This window comes from Neobacillus niacini (genome assembly GCF_036961885.1).
GTDB classification, from domain to species: domain Bacteria; phylum Bacillota; class Bacilli; order Bacillales; family Cytobacillaceae; genus Neobacillus; species Neobacillus niacini_H.
Window position 1 is genome coordinate 138498 of sequence record NZ_JBALNQ010000008.1, and the last position, 21828, is coordinate 160325.

The window sequence follows — 21828 nt, forward strand, 5'->3', positions numbered from 1 at the left end:
TGGTCTCTCTCTGAGTTATTGCTCAGTTTAATTACTAGCTAATTTTTCTTGTTCAAATTTTTCAACTAATTCCTTTGCATATCTATTTAGATATTTGTCATCATATGAGTTAGCTTCTAAACTATAAACATCGAAAACAATCTCTCTGAGGTTTTTAGCCGTAATTTCAGGTGGGTTTTCAATACCAACTTTTCTTAATTTCATATCTTTTTCGATACTAATTTTTTTTACATCATAAATCTTTTTGGAAGATAAAATACCTTCTTCCTTTGGTTTGGGTTCAAGAGCATATTCCATAACCTTCATTGTCTCTTCTGTCACTTTATTATCATGATATATAAATAAAGCAACTTTCATAGCAAGACCGGAACCCTCAAAAATAGTAAACAAAAGGACTGTTGTCAAAAATATTTTTGCAAGCGCACCTCTAAATATATTAGGTTGAACATCAAAAAATAGCCACTTAAAATCTAATTTTAAAATTTTTCTTATTTTTTTGCTCAATATAATAATTAAAATTGAAAAAACGATAAAACCAACACCTACATTAATACCATCAGGAACATTATCAAAGAAAAGGCCAACAATTATTCCGCCTATATCGTCAAATGCTTTTATAACCTCTAATAAAGACTCAACTATTATTGTAATTGTTTTGTTTTTCCATTCAATTGTTAAATGAGAGTCTTGTTCTACAACTTTTATTAATGTTTTAGCGACAAGATATTCATTTGTTAATCCTTCTGATTCTACAATTGGTTTTCCCATAGTATATGCCTGGAATTTATCAACAAGGGCTGAAAAACATATTATCCCAATTCCAATGATGATGAAAAAAGATAGTGGTGCCATAATTACTTTCCCCAACTAATAATCCTCCCCATTTTTATCACAATTATTTAATATATAAGTTCCTCATATTTTTTTAATATAGTTCTATTACCCCTTTTAATATTATAGAATCTATTTTTTACATTAAGGTGAACGTAGGATAATTATAAAAATGCCCAATAAAGAATAGGTAATAAAGCATTGGGGACCCCTATCCAAAAAAGATTTGATGCGAACTTCTGTTTTCTTTTACTACTATCCTTGGATTCATACCATTTCTCGTCCGACCCATTTTGGAAAAATTTAAAAGACAGACCTATAAATGCAATACCAACAACTAAACAAATTAGTAGTTTCAAAGTCACATCCGTATAATCTAATAAAAAAAACATGGCCAAGAAAATGCAAAAGCCAATTCCAAATGATTTAAACATACTACACCGTCCCTTAATTATTACTTCTTATTTATGAATACTAGTGTGAATAAGAGTTTAATTGTAAAGTCGTAGGCCCTATGGAGTATTCAGGTGTTTTTCTTGGATTTACAAGGAATATATACCTAAATAATAATATTATATATTTGATAACTTTAAAACAGTGTATACAAGAAATATTTAGGGAGTGGAAATAATGATCAAGAAGTTATTAAAAGTTTCGATCTTCTTTTTCTTAATCAGGGAGGAAGGTGATATTTCTGTGCCTGTCACTCCCTAATATTTAAATCCATCGACACGATTCTACCCGATATCTACTAGAATCTCTTGATTTATCTAGGGTGAGGGCTATTTTAACCAAACGTTTAGTTAAAATCATAACGTGTTGATTTGTGTAGATTACTAGTTTTTATAGGTTTTTATTGTAGATTCTTATCAAAGACTGGGACGTTTCATCGACAGAAAATGTTCTGCCGAGCTGACAGTAGTTCGTTTAACAAAAGGGCTTTTCCTACATCTAATCAAACGTTTGTGTAGTTATTTTCGTGCTAATCAAACGTTTGATTAGATTTACCGTATCGGTTGCTACCAAGGGGTTTTTGTAATTTGGGTAAAGGGAAGTTTGTCGAGAGTGGGGATCGTTGGAAAAGAGTGTAAAGTCTCGCCGAGTTGAGCATATCCCACCATTTTATCCTGAAACTGAGATATACTGAAGTAGAAATATAATAGACAAATCATTCAGGTTTGTCTATAAATTCAAACATGGAGGGGATAGGAATGACACGACTAGAGAACAAAGTTGCAATTGTTACTGGAAGCGGTTCCGGAATTGGAGCGGCCATCGCAAAGCGTTTTGCAGAAGAGGGCGCAAAGGTTGTTCTTGCCGATGTTAGCGACAAGGGAGTAACACAAGTAAAGCAGGCAATCGAACAAGCTGGGGGTACAGCTGAGTTCATCATTGGTGACATCTCCAAGGAGGAGAATGCGAAGAAGATCAATGACTTTGCCGTCGAGACATTTGGAAAACTTGATATTCTGGTGAACAATGCTGGTTATGCAGGTCCAAGTGATCCGGCTGAACAGTTCAACTCAGAGGCATTTGATAAAATCTTTAAGGTAAATGCATATGGAACGTTTTATATGGTCAAGCACGCTGTCCCACATATGAAAGAAAGAAAAGCTGGAAGCATCATCAACGTAGCTTCCAACAGCATCATGACACGAACCGACTATCCGGGATATGCAGGTTCCAAAGGTGCGGTACGCACGATGTCGTACACATTCTCCAACATCCTTGCCAAGGATAAAATCCGCGTGAACACGTTGATCCCTGGAACAACGAGGACACCAATGGTACAGGCTATTTTTGATAACGAGGAACTAGCTAAAAAGTACATTGACACCATTCCGCTAGGTGAAGTTGTTGAGCCAGAAGATCTTGCAAATGCCGCACTTTACCTCGCATCAGACGAAGCCCGCCGCGTTACGGGAACAGAACTAGTTGTTGATGCGGGAATGTCTTTGTAAGGAATAAATTCAAATAAATTATCCTTGAAGTCCACATCTGCAACAGGTGTGGACTTTTGAGCGTTAAGCACGTACTTGAAAATTTCGGTGCCTGGTGTAAGAAAGAAAAGCACTGCTGAATTTTGGTTAATCCAGTTTTTTGATAAAGGGTTTGAGATCTATGATATATTGCCATAATGGTAAATAGAATCAACAATCTTCCAAAGAGAGTAGCCTTTCTCTTAGGTTGGTGGTTGAATATTTACTTAGGGGTGATTTTATGACGATGCAGCGCACATTCATTATGGTAAAGCCTGATGGAGTGAAGCGACAATTAATAGGAGAAATCATAAAGCGCTTTGAGCAAAAGGGTTTTAGTCTATTAAATGCAGAGCTTATGACTGTGGACCGTACAAAGGCTGAATACCATTATATGGAACATCGAGACAAGCCGTTTTTCGGTGAGTTGGTGAGCTTCATTACATCCGGACCTGTTTTTGCAATGGTCTGGGAAGGGGAAAATATCATTGAAGTTTCCCGGCTTATGATTGGAAAGACAAGTCCATTGGAAGCTGTGCCGGGTACGATTCGTGGGGACTTTGCGTTTATAAAAGAAGAAAATGTCATCCATGGTTCAGATTCTCGTTTAAGTGCAGAACGGGAAATTGAAAATTTCTTTGGTTTATTGAATAGACATACCTTAAAGGAAGATTTTCCATTCGAAGACAGACAATCTAGTTGATTCTTACGTACCAGCCAATAGGCTGGTATTTTAATGTTGCTTCCCATTAAAAAACAGCCTGATTCGGTTTGGATCAGGCATGTTCTTCGGAGGTAGGGTGGATTCTAATTCAAGTCATTTAATCTTTGACAATAGGCTGATCGACAACATCGGTGTCGAGGGTAGTGGTTGAACTTTGTCCACTGAAGGTTGTGTTTTGGATTCCTGTATTAGCGGAACCGGAACCAACAAATGTTTTTGCCGAACTTTTAGGGGAGATGAATAACGTACCGCCAAAATTGATGATACCTCCACTGACGTTGTCAATCTTTAAGTGTCCTGGAACATTGATCATACAGAACATCCTTTACCGTTTAATAATTCAATGTATGTAAAATTCCCACATATAGTGCAATGGCAGATAGTATAATTAGGGGTCAGACCCCCGCTCGGCTAAAGTTTAAAGCGGTAAAGCATAAAGGTAGCGGAGGAGTTTGTTCGGTTTTGATTATTTAACTATTTTTGAAACGGTGCTGCCAGTTCATTTGCAAATCTTAAGTATTGTCCTGGGGATATACATGAGAACTTCAAACTAGATAAATCCATCGACACGATTCACCCCGATTTCTACTAGAATCTATTGATTTATCTAGGGCGGTGACGGTTTTACACAAACGTTTAATTGGCATCATAACGGGTCGCTCTTGGTAGATAACTAGTTTTTATAGATTTTTATTGTAGATCATTATCAAAGACTGGGACGTTTCATCGACATAAAATCTTCTGCTAAACTGACATGAGTTCGTTTAATAAAAGGGATTTTCTTACATCTAATCAAACGTTTGTTTAGAAATTTTCGTGATAATCAAACGTTTGATAAGATTCATTTTTTCAATTGTTAAATTGGGGATTTGCGTAAAGTAGAAGAATGAAGTTTGTCGAGTGAGGGGATAGGTAGAAAAGAGTGTAAAGTTTCCCCGGTTTGATTGGTGCAGGTGTAGATTTTGTTTGCCCATTGTTGGTGGTTACAGTCTAGTTTCTCCCATTAGCCTCGTATTTTCCAGACCTAGTGTCAAAATCTGATTCTGCTAGCAAACTAGGAGTATACGACAACTATCTTGACAAACACTGACCCTAATTTCCTAATATGTATCTTTTGTGAATTATTAATAGAAATATAAGAAAATTACAAAAAATCCTAAAAATACAACAAACTAAGTAGTCAGAATATTTAATATAATTAACGTGTTATAAATTGTTAACGCTTTCATAATAAAACGAGGAGGTGCAAGTAGAGTATAAAAGGTAGCTCTTTCTATTCTATAAAAGGGAGGTAGAAAAATGTCTAAATCAGTAAACAGATTAAGAAAACTTGTGTTATCTTCGCTTGTAATAATTGTAACTGTTACAGCTATTGCCACTGGGGCACTCGCAGCTCCAAGCCAGTCTACGAGTACTGTCTCGTCGCTGCCCTGGATGGATACGTCTCTTTCACCTGAGGCACGTTCGGAACTTCTTATCAATGCAATGACACTGGAACAGAAGATCCAGCAGCTTGCCGGGGCTCGCGGTGCAATTCCTGAGCTTCCAGAATGCGGAACCCCTGGTCGGCACGTACCTGGCATCCCTGAGCTTGGGATCCCGACGTTCCGGATCACTAATGGTCCAGTCGGTCTTGGCGGAGGTGATTGCAGCCCGCAGGATAAAGCTACTGCTCTACCCGTTGCACTTGGGCTTGCAGCCAGTTTCGATCAAGACCTCGCATACGCATACGGTAACTTGATGGGGGGCGAGGCACGCACGCTTGGTCTGCACGAGCTCGAGGCCCCCGGCATCAATCTTGCACGCTTGGGCGAGAACGGCCGTAATTTCGAGTATATGGGTGAGGACCCTTACCTCGCCGGCGTTCTAGCTTCGAAAGAAATCCAGGGGATTCAAGACAACGACATCATCGCAATGTCTAAACATTATGTACTCAATGATCAGGAACAGAACCGTGGTTCAGTCAACGTAAACATCGCAGAGAATGTGCTTCACGAGCTCTACCTGCTGCCGTTTGAGATGTCAGTCAAGGATGGGAACGTTGGCTCGATCATGTGCTCATACAATCGGGTAGGTGGGACCTATGCTTGCGAGAACGAGTATCTACTGAACACTGTCCTTCGTGATCAGTGGGACTTCAAGGGCTACGTCCAGTCTGACTTTGGCGCTACGCATTCAACTGCACCTGCTCTAAACGCCGGATTGGATTTTGAGATGCAGTCGAACCGGTTCTTCAATGACGTGGCCATCAAGGCTGCGCTCGACAACAAAAGCCTAACGATAGAAACAATTGATCAGGCACTCGACCGCCGATATGTGCAAATGTTCAAATATGGCATATTCGACCGTCCAATTGTACGGGGCACCATCGACGCTGTGACCAACGGTTCTCAAGCACGTGATATCGCTGAACAGACAGCCGTCCTGCTGAAAAACGAAGGTAACCTACTGCCGCTCGACTCTTCCGTTGATTCAATCGCCTTAATCGGTCAAACCACATACATCGACGCAGCAGTCGCCGGAGGTGGTGGAAGCTCACGGGTAAGTCCACTTTACACGGTTGCACCGCTTCAGGGTCTGCAAAACACCCTAGATAAACTAGGTTCGGATGCGACGATTACTAAGGTGACTGTGGCCAAGGACAATAGCAATCTCGACGCGGCTGTTGCTGCAGCGAAGGATGCCGACGTCGTAATTCTTATGGCCGGAGTCGTAACTAGCGAGGGCAGAGACCGCCCAAGCCTGGCCCTTCCTGACAACCAAGATGCAATGATATCAGCTATTTCCGCAGCAAATGAGAAAACAGCACTTGTGCTCAAAGATGGAGATCCAGTTCTTATGCCTTGGGTTAACGAGGTCCCAGCAATACTCGAAGCATGGAACCCAGGCCAGGAGGACGGCAATGTTGTCGCCAACTTGTTATTCGGGCTCGCCAACCCATCGGGTAAGCTTCCAGTTACCTATCCGGTTTCCAAGGCGGACACGCCTACTAGCACTGCTGATCGCTATCCAGGAATCAATCAAGGAGTGTTGGATAGTAATGGAAGAGAGATCCCGCAGGTATACTATTCTGAGGGTCTAGAAATGGGCTACCGCTGGTACGATGCTCAAGGCATCAAACCTCTCTTTGCATTTGGTTATGGTTTGTCCTACACAGACTTCGAGATTTCAAAGCTCGTAGTCACGCCGAAGACCACCGATGGTACCAAGCCAATTAAGGTATCGTTCTTCGTGCAGAACACTGGTGAAGTTGCGGGTGCTGAAGTTCCTCAGGTTTACCTAGGTCTGCCTGAAAACGCGAATCAGCCGCCTAAGCGCTTGGTAGGTTTCGAGAAAATCTGGCTAGAACCAGGTGAGAAGAAGCATGTATCAATTACCATCGACCCGTCAGCGACTAACCACCCATTATCCATTTGGGATGCCGATGCTGATGCTTGGAAAACTCTTGACGGTTCGTACAAGGTGTATGTCGGTAATTCTTCTGACAAGATCACGCTGACCGACTCCATTACGGTACGCACACCAGCTGGGCACAGCAAGTAAGGCTTTCAATCATAATCTAAATAATAATTCAGATAATCCCCGTCTTCAAAAGGTGGGGATTATTTGGCGCTTACTACTATTTTTCTTACTGCGGTTCCACTTACACAACTCTCCCCTTAACGTGCAGTTTCTACATTTCTCCTTTCCAAAATAATATTTATAAAATCCATTGCTTCCAGCTCGTTAGCAAATCGTAAGTTTTACCCAGGGAAAAAGTATTTTTTGAGATATTCATAGCTGTAAAAGAAGAGGGCTGCTAGCACTTTGCAGTGTTAGCAGCCCCTTCTTTGGCTCTGTTACTATTCATTGTTGATTTTCGTGTAGGTATAAGAATTAATAGGCGGAGAATTCCGGTTAATTAGCAAACAGCGTTGAAAATAGCCCTAATAGACGGAGAGATTCCGCCTATTGACTCGAAAAACGTGAAAAGGGGGGGTTTTTCCTTGTATAAGCGGAAATCTCCGCTTATTTTAAGGGAAATATGGGTATTTCCCAATTTAGACGGAATTCTCCGCTTATTTTTCAAACAGAATAAAATTTATAACTGGGCCAAAATTTTTGACTGAAGAAGCGGCCGTTACCCACCTATTTTACTTGCAGTTCCTTGTCACTTACTACAAAAATGATTTCATCTTGGCTGGTTGATGACAATGGCGTTAGGGTTAATTGTCCATCGGATACTTCGATTTTAAAGGTAGAGAAGTTTGCAACATCCTCTTTCATATCGGTCATCAATAAGAATTCACGTACGATTGAAAGGAGGGTGAGTCTAGTTATTTGGATATGATGGTATTCTGCTAGAACGGTTGTTAAGAATTTTTCTAATAGAAGTAAATTGGGTGTCTTTATTGTTTGATTTTCATTTGCACCGACGAGTAATAGGTAAAAGTCGCTAAGCAGTTGGTAAAAGAAATCTACTTTTGCTTCCTTATTAATGTCTTCTATTAACACCATCATTCTACGTTGGAAATCTTCCTTGCTGCTAAAAATATTACTTAAAACTTTCCGTTTCATTTTTTTGGCGGCAACGTTCCCTTTATAGTGAATGATGCCATTCCCAATCATCAGTGAAATAATACCGCGGGTACTATCCATCATATTGCCAAATTGTAAGTCCAGCCGATCAGCAAAAACATTATGGCCAATATAGTCAAATTGATGGCCCCAAAACCCTTTGCGGTTCGTTGCATCCTCCTTAAGGAGTAGGTATCCTAGAGAATCATGGTCAATTTCCGTTACGAGAATTCGGCCATCCATTATCGGGTGGGTCCCTTGAAACGGCACTTTGAAATAAAGGTTTGCAGCGTCTTCGAGCTTTTTGAGTGCTGCATAGCGGTTAGGAACCAGGTCATCCAGGTTCATGTATGGACTTAGTGCAGGAACCTCTATTTGTGTATCCAACAACTTGTTCAGCAAACTTTCCCGGATCCGATTGGAATAAGTGAATTTATATCCATTTTCCTGTCCAAGGCTAAGGACCTCATCTAAAAATTGATTGTCGACAAAAAGGCTGCGGACTTCTTCATACATCCCATAGCTAACCGGGTCTAGATGGGCTGATAGATTCCGAATTTCCCTGACTCTCTCCAATTTCACCAGGAATGGTTCCGTTATATTCAGGGTTTCCGCTTTATTTTTGAAAAAGATTTCTTTAAAGGCCCATGTAAACTTTCCGATGGTTAAGTCGCGTTTTTTCACTTTAGGAACCAGCTCTAAAACGATAGCGCCATAATGGAATTGTAACTCTTGCTCCAATGCCTTAAAGTAACTAAGACAAAAAGGTGAAAAGTCAAACTCCTCATTAAATTGATCAGGAACCAGTGAGTCAAAACGTTGTGCCGATATTAATAACAATTGCCCTTGTCGAGACATTTCCTTTTTAGTGGCAGAAATGTTGGCAGACTGCTCCTGAAACGTATAACATTCAATTTTGGTGAACTGATTACTTTCGGTTATCGTGAAATCAATAATATTCTGTTTTTCATCTGTAAAAATCACGATAAAGGGCTTGTTCACTACTTCATCAATCTCGTAATTTTGGACCAAAACATTTTTGGTAAATTCCAGATACAACAGGATGGTTTCTTTACTGACTGCATCTGGCGTTTTCTTGGTATAGTTCTTTACTTCATCCAAGATATAATCGACAATTTTTAGTTTGGTAAAAAGGTGAGGTTTATAGGGTTCCTTTACCGATTGTGTGGCATTACTCCATGAAATATCCCATTGGTCATCATCGTTTCGCACTGATAAGGTAATTTCTACCTCGATTAAATACATTTCTTTTAGGTCTTCCAGGTTCGATGCATCGGAAACTTTCGAAAAGGGTCTGATATCTCCAATCAGATCGGTCAGATACCAATCTCTTGAGGTATTTTCAATTTCCATGCTGATGAGATCTAAATACCCAGCGATAAATTCCTCAATTCCGACATCAAACCGATAAGGTGATTGTCTTATTGGTGGGACTGGATCTGGGTCAACAGCCGTTTGAGATGGCTCCATGGTTTCTTCAGGGAGTTCGTCCGTATCTTTCCAGACAATATTCATGGCATCGTTATCCCGATATCCTCTCCATCCATAACTGGTCGAGAGCTCCCATTTTACGAGTGTGTCCCCAGGTCCGACATAGACAGTGACACTGTAATACTGTTGTTCATCGGTAATTCTCTCGGTAATGGCTTGTTGCGCCAGCTCGAAGTATATGTTAAACGCCCCATAATCCGGAGTATCCCCAAAAGGAAGCCGGGCATAATCCCATGCATTGGATAATGCGATTTCTTTGATGAGCCGATACTCATTTTGTGTCAAGTTTCCTTTTTGATCTAGTTGATGAAGCTGGGAGTTTAGAAATTTAACTACATCACCGTCAGGCCGCGGGCGTTTGAGTTCTGTCATTAGCTTTTCCAGTCTATCTTTCACAAAGGCTTTTGTATCAATGACTTGCCTTGGCGTTTCAGTCGGACGGAAGAAATTATTTTTCTTTTTGACGGGTGAGGAAACCTCTTTAGTTGCTTCCGTTCTAAAACTTTTGCTTCCATTTTTTCCGTGGCATTTTTTAAATTTTTTACCCGATCCGCAGGGACAAGGTTCATTACGACCGACAGCCATCAACATGGGCAAGGCTCAACTCCTAGAATGCAAAATTATTACTTTATTATAATGCAATATTTGTAAAAATTATAGGTAATTTGGGTCCGGTTGGGGCGGCTCTGAGGGCTTTTTCCTTCGTAAAAGTGTCTATGGAGTTCGTTTAGGATTAACTATTTATAGAGTTCTCCGTGGAATGGTGGGGGATAGTGCAGCATAGTGATGGAAACAATGCTATGTCCTCGACTACTATTTTAATAGAAACAAATCAAAGTTCGTTTTTCTAAAAGATTCATAGCTAAGTTTTGGGTAATATAAAAGGCATCTCGAAAGATGCCCTGTTAGACAAGATCAAATATCCTATTATTATGGTAGGTTATTTTTTGCTTCAATTTTGTTTGAATCATGGAATTCAGGCAGCTATCTAGTAATAGCTCTAAATAGTTTTTTCTTATCGTATGCCATGTAATTCTAAACTTTTTAATATTTGTCTTCATTTCCATAATGCATGTCCCCTTTAATTTATTCATAAATCGTAAGAGACCGTATTCGGGAACTGGCAAGCGTTATCACCCATCATGATGTTAGCCCCTATAGTTTTGCGTCATCATTTTTCAATGATTTTGCCTTTATCGTACGAGATATGGATATACCAATAATATCGGATAACCTTCCTGGTGATTTTATAGGTCCTTTTTCCTATTTTCGGGGTCAGACCCCCACTCGGCTAAAGATTAACGCGGTAAAGGATAACAAAAGGTGTAGAGCAGACGATTTACTGGTCCGCTCTTATCGGTTGGGGGGGCAGGTTGCGTCCGATCTGATATATAGACGGAGAATTCCGGTTAATTAGCAAATAGCCTTGAAAATAGTCCTAATAGACGGATAATTCCGCCTATTGACTCAAAAAAGGGGAAAATGGAGGGTTTTGGGTTGCATAGTCGGAAAACTCCGCTTATATTAAGGGAAATATGGGTATTTCCCAATATAAACGGAATTCTCCGCTTATTTTTCAAACAGGGTGACATCGACATTCAGTTATAACGGAGTCTTAATTTAAGATGACCGATACTCCGCAAGCATCGCTGCTCCCATCGCCGGGCCTTGTTCACTAGATAGCTTCACGATTTTTGCATTAAAGATGTCTGCTTGGATTTGCAGCCAATCTGAATTTTTCGCTCCTCCACCAATGGTTATGACAGAATCAATTGTTTTTCCACTCGAACGGAAAATCTCAATGGTTTAACGGTTAAAAAAATCGAAAATGGTTCAATACTACAAGTAGTAAACTCTCCAATTAATATCAAATCATCTATACATAGGTTTCCCAAAATACCAAGTCTATCGCAAAGTGGTCTTAGATAATCCTGCTAGATATATATTCATAAAATTTGTTATGATAAATAAGGACTTATCACGTTAATAGAATGCAAAGATTATCATCCCATTTTTACCTTCGGGATTTTTTCATATACTAGAATTATTTCTCCCTGAACGTTGAGAGGTGTTTACACCAAAAGCGTATTAGTTGAGTAGGAAGTAGGCATTTATGAATATGAAAGTACATATTATCGCTCCATATGAATCGATGGTCCCTATTATTAAAGAGTGCATTTCTCTTTTCCCAGAGTTGACTATAAATTATTCTGTTGGGGACTTAACTACTGGCGCCGAGATGGCCCGTTCGGAAGAAAAAAAAGGCACAGATGTCATTATTAGTAGAGGGGGAACAGCACAATTAATCAAAAAGGCCGTGAAAATTCCTGTTATCGATATGCATCTGTCAGGATATGATATGATTCGATCGCTAACGTTAATAAGCAATCTAACAGATAAAACGGCGATTGTTGGTTTTTCGAATATAACCTCAGGTGCTAAGTCGATCATTGAATTATTGGATTATCCGCTAAATGTTTTTACCGTTAGTGATTCAAACGAGGTTGCCCCTTTAATCCTAAAACTTAAAAATTTGGGGTATCAGCAAATAGTCGGTGATGTCATTACAGTAAAAACGTCAGCTGCTTATGGACTTAAAGGTTTTTTAATACAGTCAGGTAAAGAGTCAATTATAAAATCAATAGAAGATGCGAAACTGATCTATGGCTATCTTAATCATAAAAATAATCTGGCGAAAATTTTTGAACAATTTATTTTAAAAGATACGAAAAATATGATCATTCTTGACGATAGCAATCAGATTCTGTATGAGCATTTGACGGACTTCCCTTCGAATCCATTATCTAAAGGGCAGTTATATATGTTGAATACGGACCTCATGATGAATAAAAGTACGGTTCAAACCCATTTTACGTTTGATGACTACAACATTCATGTATCAGGATCCTCCTATCAAATGAATGACCTCCACTATAAAATATATGTGTTAGAAAAGAGTTCGATTGATTTATTCGAACAAAAGGGTCTTATTAAACATACTGATTCAATAAGTGAACCCATTGCGATTTCATCTAAGGCGATGGCTACCATTTTAAATCATCTTAAAGCTTTGTACGAAAAAAATGCTCCAATTCTTTTGCAGGGCGAAAAAGGGACAGGTAAAGATTTTATTACCAACTATATCCATGGTGAGTTATCGAATGAAAGAATACTTATTACCATTGATTTTGAAGAATTTACGATCAATCAGTTAGAAAAACTCCCCCTTTCGAAAATAGGTACGATAAAGGTGAAAAATCTTGCCACTGTCATCCAACATGAGAAAGTAGCAAGATTTATTAAAGATTGTATTGAGTGGAAGACGCGGATCTTTATTATTTCAGAAACTCCATTTGCGAATGAAATGATTTTAGGTACAAAAATGAACAAGATTCTATTGCCTAATTTATCAGAGAGAAAAGAGGATATTGATAAATTGAGTCAATTTTTCTTATCCTATTATCATCAAAATTACGGTACTACAGCTATTAAAATAAAAAGTGATGCATTAAAGTGTCTAGAAGAATACCACTATCCGAATAATATCGATGACCTAAAAAACGTCATCAAACAAATCGCCTTAAATGAAAAAGATTATGTGATTCACAAAGAGACGATCCAAAGGGTTCTTTCAAATGAGAAAACCGCTACTAATCTAATCATTCCTCCAATAGGAACGTTGAAAGAAATCGAAAAGGAAATCATACTAGCAATTTTAAAAGAAGAAAATAATAATCAATCAAAGGCAGCTGAAAGATTGGGAATCAACCGGGCAACCTTATGGCGTAAACTTAAAGAGTAACCTTTAGGTTTACGTTATTTTTTTGTTGAAAAGTGTTGCATTTTTAAACAATCTATTTAAATTTGACGATAATGTGACAATATTTTTAAAAAAAGTGTTGCTTTTAATAACAATCTATTTTACTATGAGTTTGTAAACGTTTTATGTAAGCGTTTTTCTAGGGGACGCGTGAAATCATACTAAATTATAAAGGGGTAATCGTTATGAAAATTAAAGCAACTTTGGATCGTATCCCTGGTGGAATGATGGTTGTTCCATTATTACTAGCAGCTACGATTAATACGTTTTTTCCAAGTCTATTAAGAATTGGCGGATTTACAGAATCACTATTTGTAACCGGTGCCAATACCTTAATTGCTTTATTCTTATTCATTGCAGGATCGCAAATTAGCGTAAAAAGTGTCGGTGTATCATTAGGAAAAGGTGCAACGTTATTAGGATTAAAATGGGTAGTGGGTGCTCTAGTCGGTCTTATTGCTTTTTGGCTCGCTGATAGTAATGGCTTGTTCTTAGGAATGGCGCCGCTAGCGATTATTGCTGCAATGACAAATAGTAATGGCGGCATGTATATGGCTCTTGTTGGTCAATACGGTAAAGAAGATGACAAAGCAGCGTATTCTCTTTTAGCTTTAAATGATGGACCATTCTTAACAATGGTTGCTTTATCTATATTTGGAACGATGGGATTTGTAGACGGAATGTTTTCTATCCAATCCTTCCTGGCAGTGCTTCTTCCGATTATTATTGGTATGATATTAGGTAACTTAGATCCTGAAATGAAGAATTTCCTAACGAAAGGCAGTGACGTACTTATTCCATTTTTCGCCTTTGCATTAGGTATGGGAATCAATTTTACTGCGATTGTTGAAGGTGGTTTAAGCGGGATATTACTTGGTGTTATAACGGTTGTATTCACTGGTGGCGCGGGTTACTTAGTTTACAAATGGATTGGCTGGAATCCGATTGTAGGTGCTGCGGAAGGTACAACTGCAGGTAACGCCGTTGCAACGCCAGCAGCCATTGTGGCTGCAAATGCAGCATTTGCTCCAGTCGCTGAAATTGCAACGGTTCAAATTGCAGCCAGCGTTGTAACAACAGCCATTTTACTTCCGATCGTGATTGGGTTTTTAGCAAAACGATTAGATAAAAAGGGGAAAATATCTGAAATAGAATCGGCTACAACTAAAATTAGTTAAATCAGGTTAATAGATTGCTAGGAGAAAAGCTCAAGGGCCTGTTTAGCGAAATGCTAGTCGCTGGGCTGCTTACGCTGGACAATCTTCAAAAAACCTATAGTTATTTCTGAACAAAAGAAGGGAGAGGCATCTCTCTTTCTTCTTTTATTCAAGAAAGGGTTACCGAAAGGAGAATCATTATGAAATTAGCTATCATCGCAGATGATCTAACGGGTGCTAATGATAGTGGTGTTCAATTAGCTCGTCACGGACTTAAAACGACTGTTTTATTTGATATGGACGAAACCAGTGTTCATAAGTATGAAGCTGTTGTTTTTGATACAGACAGCCGTTCGATCAACCAACTAGAAGCGTACGACAAGGTAAAAAGGGCAGCGGAATTTCTAAAAGATGCTGGATTTACGAATATTTTTAAAAAACTCGATTCTACCATGAGAGGAAATATTGGAGCTGAGATTGACGCAGTATACGATGTGTTAAAACCGGATTTTGTCATGATTGCACCAGGATATCCGAAAAACAATCGAACCATATTCCATTCTACCCACTATTTAAAAGGTGTTCCTTTAGGAGAAACAGAGATTTCAAAAGATCCAAAAACACCCGTAACGAAATCATACTTACCAGAACTTTTACAAGAGCAAACAAAGCATGCGATTGGAACGATAACTGTTGATGATTTGAATCAAGGGGAAACGTTTGTTCAGGAAAAGATAAAGGATTATTTTGAAAAAGATACAACATACATTATCATTGATTCCACGGAAGAAAGTCATCTTGAGCAAATTTTAGCTTACACCAAAACATTAACGTATCAATTTACTTGGGTGGGTTCTGCGGGAATGGCAAATTATCTTCCTGACTATTATGCAATCCCAAAAAGTGAGGCTGATTTGGTTATTCCTCCTACCACTACTCCCATTCTCACGGTGATTGGCAGTGTGAATAAAAACTCTAGAGTACAGTTAAAGGTGTTATTGGAGAAAACAAATGTTCATGCCATCCCTTTTGAATCCTACAAAGCCGTATCTGATGATACAGAGCGGAAAAGTGAAATCAGCAGGGTGTATCGTGAAACTGTGCAAAAGGCGCAGGAAGGTCAAGATGTTGTCATCTATTCCACAGGGGAAAAAGAAGATATCGAAAAAGCCTGGGCGACAGGTGAATCAAGGGGCCTTAGCCATACAGAAATTAGCAATGAAATTGTAGAAGCAATGGGCGCGGTTTGTGCTGTTCTTTTAGAAGAAGGGTATTTCAAAGGCGTTTCTATGACGGGCGGAGATACTGCGAAACAAATTTGTACGTTATGGGATGTCAAGGGGTTTGAATTGCTAGATGAACTAGAAATTGGTGTTCCAATCTCTAAATTCTTAGGGCGTGATGACCTTTATGTCGTTACCAAAGCTGGCGGATTCGGTTCAGACGATGTATTCATAAATGCGCTAAACAAATTGAAGGGAGTCAATGAAAAATGAAACCAATCATCGGAATTACAATGGGGGACGCAGCAGGCATAGGTCCTGAAGTAATTGTTAAAGCCCTTAATCATAAAGAAGTGTATGAAAACTGTCGTCCTCTCGTCATCGGGGATGCGAAAATTTTAGAAAAAGTTAAACCGATTGTGCAAGTAACCTTACAGATCAATTCTATTAAAGATCCATCTGAAGCGAAGTATGAATACGGTACGATCGATGTGATTGATTTAGATCTTTTACCTATCGACTTACCTTTTGGTGAAGTTTCAGCTATTGCAGGCGATGGTGCGTTTCAATATTTAGCGAAGGCAGTAGATCTAGCGAAAGAGAAAAAGATTGATTCGATCTGTACAGCTCCTTTAAATAAAGAAGCTTTGCATAAGGGCGGCCATATGTATCCTGGACACACAGAAATTCTTGCAAAATTGACGGATACCGAAGACTTTTCGATGATGCTCACTACACCGAACCTAAGAGTGATCCATTTAACCACGCATATGGGATTAATTAAAGCCATCGAGAGCATTAATCCAGAAAGAACCTATACAGTAATAAAATTAGCACACGATACTCTTTCAAAAGCAGGCTTCGATCATCCAAGTATCGCTGTTTGCGGAATCAATCCTCACGCAGGAGAAAATGGGTTGTTTGGCAATGGAGAAGAAGAAGAAAAATTAATGCCTGGAATTGCCAAGGCACAATCAGAAGGAATCAATGTAACGGGCCCACTCCCTGCGGATACATTGTTTTTTAGAGCAGGAAGAGGAGATTTTGATATCGTCGTTGCCTGTTATCATGACCAAGGACATGCCCCGATTAAAGTAATGGGAATCGAAGAGGGCGTAAATATTACAGTAGGATTAAAAGGTGGCATTATTCGCACATCTGTCGATCACGGCACAGCCTTTGATATCGCTGGAAAAAATATTGCTGACGAAAAAAGCATGCTAGCTGCCATCCGTTCAGCTATTGAGTTGGCACCGAAGAGATAATGACCGATCAAATGGGGTCAGACCCCCACTCAGGTCCCGTTTCTTTAGGTAGCAGACTCATATAACATCAAGCGAAGTAAAAAGGGATAATTAAGAGGATAGCTTATTTGCTATCCTCTTTAATTCACCGCCAATACGGTTAAAAGATTTCTAGAAGCGACCTTTTTTATAGAAAAGGGGAATCAGGAACACTTTAATTCCCTTATTCATGATTTTCATTTAGTCTTCTACTTTTTTGAACGTGATAATTTGATTCATGTCGTCAATATCTAGTGCGTCCGCTATTCGGGCTAGATGATGAAAATGGACATTGATCCTCTTTTGGTTTGCCAATTCACTTAGTGTCGCATGACGTACATCACTTAGCCGCGCTAACTTCCTCAGGGTCATACTTTTTTCTGTACGTAGTTCCTTAATTTTTACAACCACGATTCTATTCATAGTTTCCCTACATCCAATTCATTATTTTTTTTTAGACTTCCTTTTCCTAACTTTCTTTGGTGGTTCAATGATATAGGATACCGGGTTCGTAGCATTTTCGATGGTAATTTGGCTTAACTGCTCCGCTGATTTCAATTTGTGATTAAAGGAATAAAGTTTGGAATCAATCATGAGAATCAGCCTATTTCGAAACTCTATGTTTGTTTTTCGTTTACAGCTTTGTGTTCTTAAGATATGGAACGGATTAAACCAAATGGTATCTTCGGGTTTATGAGATTTATTGGGAAAGACACAAATGTTATGTATATGGTTGATCAAGACAGGCCCCATCATATTTTTCCCAATGATGAGTTTGGAAGTGTCCATGGCTCCTTTTAAATTAAATCCAATACATCTGAGACTATCTTCCAGTATTTCCAAAGGTGATCGATCTACGATGAAAACACGGTGGAACTCTCTTACCAGGGTACATACCTTTGCATTTCGGTCATGCAACCCAAACATGTACATCATATGCTGATTAATTACATAGTGCTTTTCAATAACCAAATTCTTCACTCCTAAATAATTTTGATTTTTTGATGCAAAAAAGCAGTTAGTTTGGAAAAAATGTTTGCACGTATGAGAAGAATACAAGATGAGAGAGCCATAATTTGTAGGTGGGGTAACACTAGTTGTAATGAAAATAAAGAGGATCGGATGGTAGTTTAATGGAATGGATAAATCAGAATAATATTTTGAAAACGAATTCTAGGAGTGTGTTTTCCTGCCATTAACCATTAATTAAACCATTAATGAAAAAATAGCATATATCAGTATAGTATAGTATAGTATAGTACCACGAACGCGTACCATTCATGAATATTTTGTGGAAATAGTCCATTTTTGTCAAATAATGACGATACATCTTGACCAAACCAGGCAGTGAATGCAGCGGCTGCCCGGCTTGAAATAAAATCGTTAGTGATGATTTGCAATCTTTTCTTTTAATTTTCTTTTAGCCCCTGACCTCCATTGCTTAACGGCAGAGGGTGAGACCTTCTCCTTTTCGGCAATCTCCTTAATAGAAAGTTGATCAATTGATGATGCGACTACCCATTTTATTTCTTTTTCCGTAAGACCTTCGCAATAGGTTTGAATCGTTTCCTTCTCAAGGATTTGAGGTAATTCTTGACTGTCAATCGTTTCCCAGAATTCCTCCTCCGGATAAGTAAGTTTTTCTCGATGTTGGTTGTTTTGGGTTAATTGCGATAACATTTTTCCTTTCATATAAATGTAAGCGTAGTTCGTAAAACTTCCTTTTTTTTCATCAAATGACAGTGAAGCCTCCCAAAGTGCGATTAACCCCGTCTGATAGAATTCATTTTGATTTTTATAGATGTGCAATGTTTGGATAATCTTATGAATCATTGGTTGATACTGAACAACTAATTCGTCAAAGCTCTCCACTGGTAAAACCCTTCAGGGCAGCGCGCTTCCGTTTTATTCCTAGGTAGCTTTACCATATCCCGATTAAATAAAGGAATCGAACCAGGGAAAATTGAAAATTACCATAAAAAAGCAGGTTAAAAGTGCAAAATTGTATTCAAATTGGAACGAAGATGTTTGAATGGGATTTGTTTTTGGGATAGTAGTAAAGATAAAGAGGGGTCAGACCCCCACTCAGCTAAAGTTTAAAGCAGTAAAGTGGGTTTTTGCATAGGTAAGAAACCCCTTTTTAGGAGATTAATAATAGAAAATTTGTAATTTGTGGTAAAATATACCTAAAGGGGCTTATGTTATACCTTCATTCACATAATGGTCAAAATATGCAAGAAATGAGTTATCGGAGAAGTATAATTTGTATGCCCTTTCATCGGTTGGGGATCTATAATAAAGTTATAATTGTAAATTGGGGGATTACTTTGATAGATATAATTAACCATATATGCGGTGCGATTACCTTTATTTTTATAGGTGGGATGATCGTTCGGAGTTTTCCTATTAACCATACCTTGACGCAAAAGATTCTTTTTGGTCTGTTGGCAGGAATTTTTGGATCGGTACTTATGCTTTTTAGTATTAATTTGTCTGAGGACTTTTTGGTAGATTTTAGACATTATGCGATATTAATTGCTGCTCTTTATGGCGGTGTCATTCCTGCCGTGATTGCAACGATTGTCCTTTGTTTAAATAAGATCTTATTTTTTGCGGGGTCCTTCCAATCGGTTTTGATCTCCCTAATAAGCATGAGTTTTGTAGCCATTTTAGCATCTTTTATCACCAGGTTAAGGATTTCTACCATTCAGAAATGGATATACATGCTAATCTTTAGTGCACTTATAAACAATCTGGTGTATGGCTCGTTTTACAAATGGACACCTGAGGTTTTTGAATTAATTTTTAAATATTGGCTATTGACTGCCATTTCTGGAACTCTTGTCTTGCTTTGTACGACCTATATCTATAACTCTAATAAAAGGTTTAATGAGCTTAAGCACCAATCAAAAACGGACTTCCTGACAGGACTTTATAATGTACGACAGTTTGATGAGGCCCTTAATGCGTCGATTGAAATAGCCATAAAAAATCATGAAAAGCTTTCTTTGTTGATGATTGATATTGATTACTTTAAAAAGATTAATGACACTTATGGGCATCCTGCTGGCGACGAAGTGCTTAAGCAGTTAGGTACCCTTCTGAAGAAGTGGACACGCTCAGAGGATATCGTTTCACGAAATGGTGGAGAGGAATTTACCGTTTTGATGCCCAATTGCCAACATGATATCGCCATAAAGGTAGCGGAGCGTATTCGGGTTGCTGTTGAAAATCACCATTTCATTCTCCCAGAAGGGGAACAAATTAGATTCACGACGTCCATTGGAGTATCTACTTTTCTAGAAACCACTCAATCTCCAGACCTTTTTCTAAAGCAAGCCGACGATGCCGTCTATGAGGCGAAACGGACAGGGAGAAATAAGGTTTGGGGTCAGACCCACTAGCCCTGCTCAACTGTTGGAAGAAGAGATAAGCGTTGACACATTAACATTTCTTGACCTATATTTTTATTGCTCAATGGGAAAACTCCTTTGTAGAAGACTTGTTTGTTTAGGGAACATAACAATGTCTATAACTTCTACAATAGGAGTTTTTTTTGTTCAGTAAATACTTTTTACTACATTTTTGTATTATTTTTCAACACGTGCAAGGCTAGTGGGTTAGTCCCCTAAATGATCTTTTAAAAAACGAATGACTTTATCAAATACATCGATGACGATCGGATTGTTCATCTGATCATCAAAGCTATGTTTTCCGTTCGCAATGGTAATCAGCTCATGATCGACACCAAATTGTTCAAGCTCCCTGCTCATCATGACGGATTGCTGATAAGGGACATCTTCATCCGTATCTCCGTGAAGAAGCATCGTCGGTGGATAGTTAGTGGTAATCTGGTTGATAGGGCAAAACTCCATGAGGAAATCCCTGTCGCTGCTTCCGGCAGCGTAGTCAATCCATTTGCCTTGCTGCCGGCAGTATAAATAAATGGCAAAGCGTTTTTCGATAGGGGATTCGGAAATAATATTACGTTGAATAAGCTGCTTTGCAAGAAATTCTGGTACTGTGGTCATTTTAGAAAAATAAGGACTCGGCCTACGGTACCAATCTCCTGTAATATCTCCATACCCATAGAACGAAACAATAGCTTTTGGTTTCACCTGAAATGTTCCGGATAAAAGGGCAAGATATCCACCTGCAGAGCTGCCAATGACAGCAATCCGCTCTGGGTCAAAGCCAAATTTAACTGCTCCTTTTTCCTTCAGCCAAATCACGGCATCTTGAATATCCTCCTTAATCGCAGGAAGCTTAGATTCAGGTGCAAGCCTGTAATCGATGGAGCAAACATTAAAGCCTGCCTGTTGGTAAAGGGTAATTTGCTCCTTTTTCATATCGCCCCGTGTTCCCCAAATTAAGCCCCCGCCATGAATATAAACAATCAGGGGTGCAAAGCTTACTCCAGCCGAATAAAAATCTCCTTTAATTTCACATCCGTTGACTTCTTTATAAACAAATGTTGTTTTCATCCTATTTCCCCTCCTTTTTGAATCATACTAATCTCTCAAATTCTGTTTTACATTATAGTACAAATGCATTCGAAAAGAATAAAAGCAGAGAATCTTTTATGTTTTTTTAATGTTTGCTTGAAGTGAACCTCGTTTTCTATATCTTTTTCTGAAGTTTTAATGTTTTTGTAATGTAATCCCTTTCAATTTTATGCTTCTTTAATGCTCCTTCTTTTATAGTCTAAGTGAGGTTGAATTAATTCATTATTTTATTTTCTG

The 21828-nt window shown here is 38.7% G+C and carries 15 protein-coding genes, 1 pseudogene and 1 riboswitch; of the genes and pseudogenes, 8 read left to right on the forward strand and 8 right to left on the reverse strand.

The window, feature by feature from the left end; genetic code table 11:
• Nucleotides 1-27: 27 nt before the first annotated feature.
• On the reverse strand, nt 28-867 hold the full coding sequence (locus tag V7124_RS04305) for a hypothetical protein (RefSeq protein ID WP_335486453.1): 840 nt from the start codon (nt 865-867) through the stop codon (nt 28-30).
• Between the two features lie 1175 nt (nt 868-2042).
• Between V7124_RS04305 and V7124_RS04310 the strand changes: the two genes are divergently transcribed.
• Nucleotides 2043-2792 (forward strand): SDR family NAD(P)-dependent oxidoreductase, encoded by a 750-nt coding sequence (locus V7124_RS04310; protein ID WP_335486456.1) that lies wholly within the window; start codon nt 2043-2045, stop codon nt 2790-2792.
• Between the two features lie 265 nt (nt 2793-3057).
• Nucleotides 3058-3513, forward strand: a complete 456-nt coding sequence (ndk, locus tag V7124_RS04315; protein ID WP_335486673.1) for a nucleoside-diphosphate kinase — start codon at nt 3058-3060, stop codon at nt 3511-3513.
• Nucleotides 3514-3631: 118 nt separating this feature from the next.
• Here the strand turns inward: ndk and V7124_RS04320 are convergent, their stop codons facing one another.
• Nucleotides 3632-3847: a spore germination protein gene (locus V7124_RS04320; protein WP_335486459.1), complete on the reverse strand. Its 216-nt coding sequence runs from the start codon at nt 3845-3847 to the stop codon at nt 3632-3634.
• Nucleotides 3848-4833: 986 nt separating this feature from the next.
• On the opposite strand from V7124_RS04320, the gene V7124_RS04325 reads away from it, so the two are divergent.
• On the forward strand, nt 4834-7077 hold the full coding sequence (locus tag V7124_RS04325) for a beta-glucosidase family protein (RefSeq protein WP_335486462.1): 2244 nt from the start codon (nt 4834-4836) through the stop codon (nt 7075-7077).
• A 585-nt stretch (nt 7078-7662) separates the two neighbouring features.
• Here the strand turns inward: V7124_RS04325 and V7124_RS04330 are convergent.
• Together V7124_RS04330 and V7124_RS04335 are read right to left on the reverse strand one after the other, a co-directional pair.
• Nucleotides 7663-10194, reverse strand: coding sequence for a YecA family protein (locus tag V7124_RS04330; RefSeq protein WP_420490504.1), 2532 nt, complete (start codon nt 10192-10194; stop codon nt 7663-7665).
• Nucleotides 10195-10715: 521 nt separating this feature from the next.
• A riboswitch (cyclic di-GMP riboswitch) is annotated at nt 10716-10805 on the reverse strand.
• 430 nt (nt 10806-11235) lie between these two features.
• A pseudogene (locus V7124_RS04335) lies at nt 11236-11409 on the reverse strand (FGGY-family carbohydrate kinase); the annotation flags it as partial.
• Nucleotides 11410-11716: 307 nt separating this feature from the next.
• On the opposite strand from V7124_RS04335, the gene V7124_RS04340 reads away from it, so the two are divergent.
• The 4 genes from V7124_RS04340 (at nt 11717) to pdxA (ending at nt 17068) form a co-directional block, all read left to right on the forward strand.
• Nucleotides 11717-13405, forward strand: coding sequence for a sigma-54-dependent transcriptional regulator (locus V7124_RS04340; protein ID WP_335486468.1), 1689 nt, complete (start codon nt 11717-11719; stop codon nt 13403-13405).
• Nucleotides 13406-13608: 203 nt separating this feature from the next.
• A complete protein-coding gene (locus tag V7124_RS04345) occupies nt 13609-14601 on the forward strand; it encodes a 2-keto-3-deoxygluconate permease (protein ID WP_335414305.1) in 993 nt (330 codons plus the stop codon).
• A 179-nt stretch (nt 14602-14780) separates the two neighbouring features.
• Nucleotides 14781-16076: a four-carbon acid sugar kinase family protein gene (locus tag V7124_RS04350; RefSeq protein ID WP_335486471.1), complete on the forward strand. Its 1296-nt coding sequence runs from the start codon at nt 14781-14783 to the stop codon at nt 16074-16076.
• Complete coding sequence (pdxA, locus tag V7124_RS04355) at nt 16073-17068, forward strand: 4-hydroxythreonine-4-phosphate dehydrogenase PdxA (RefSeq protein WP_335486474.1); 996 nt, start codon at nt 16073-16075, stop codon at nt 17066-17068. The genes V7124_RS04350 and pdxA overlap by 4 nt, the downstream gene beginning before the upstream one ends.
• A gap of 219 nt (nt 17069-17287) precedes the next feature.
• Here pdxA and V7124_RS04360 read toward each other — a convergent pair whose 3' ends face one another.
• The 3 genes from V7124_RS04360 to V7124_RS04370 form a co-directional block, all read right to left on the reverse strand.
• Nucleotides 17288-17509 carry a helix-turn-helix domain-containing protein gene (locus V7124_RS04360; RefSeq protein ID WP_335414315.1) on the reverse strand — a complete coding sequence of 74 codons (222 nt, stop codon included), beginning with the start codon at nt 17507-17509 and terminating at the stop codon, nt 17288-17290.
• 21 nt (nt 17510-17530) lie between these two features.
• A complete protein-coding gene (locus tag V7124_RS04365) occupies nt 17531-18058 on the reverse strand; it encodes a competence protein ComK (protein WP_335486477.1) in 528 nt (175 codons plus the stop codon).
• Nucleotides 18059-18469: 411 nt separating this feature from the next.
• The gene (locus V7124_RS04370) at nt 18470-18958 is read right to left on the reverse strand and encodes a sigma-70 family RNA polymerase sigma factor (RefSeq protein ID WP_335486479.1); all 489 of its coding nucleotides are present in this window, start codon (nt 18956-18958) and stop codon (nt 18470-18472) included.
• Between the two features lie 455 nt (nt 18959-19413).
• Between V7124_RS04370 and V7124_RS04375 the strand changes: the two genes are divergently transcribed.
• Nucleotides 19414-20490, forward strand: coding sequence for a diguanylate cyclase (locus V7124_RS04375; protein ID WP_335486481.1), 1077 nt, complete (start codon nt 19414-19416; stop codon nt 20488-20490).
• 216 nt (nt 20491-20706) lie between these two features.
• On the opposite strand, the gene V7124_RS04380 is transcribed toward V7124_RS04375, so the two are convergent.
• Nucleotides 20707-21570 carry an alpha/beta hydrolase gene (locus tag V7124_RS04380; protein ID WP_335486484.1) on the reverse strand — a complete coding sequence of 288 codons (864 nt, stop codon included), beginning with the start codon at nt 21568-21570 and terminating at the stop codon, nt 20707-20709.
• Nucleotides 21571-21828 lie beyond the last annotated feature (258 nt).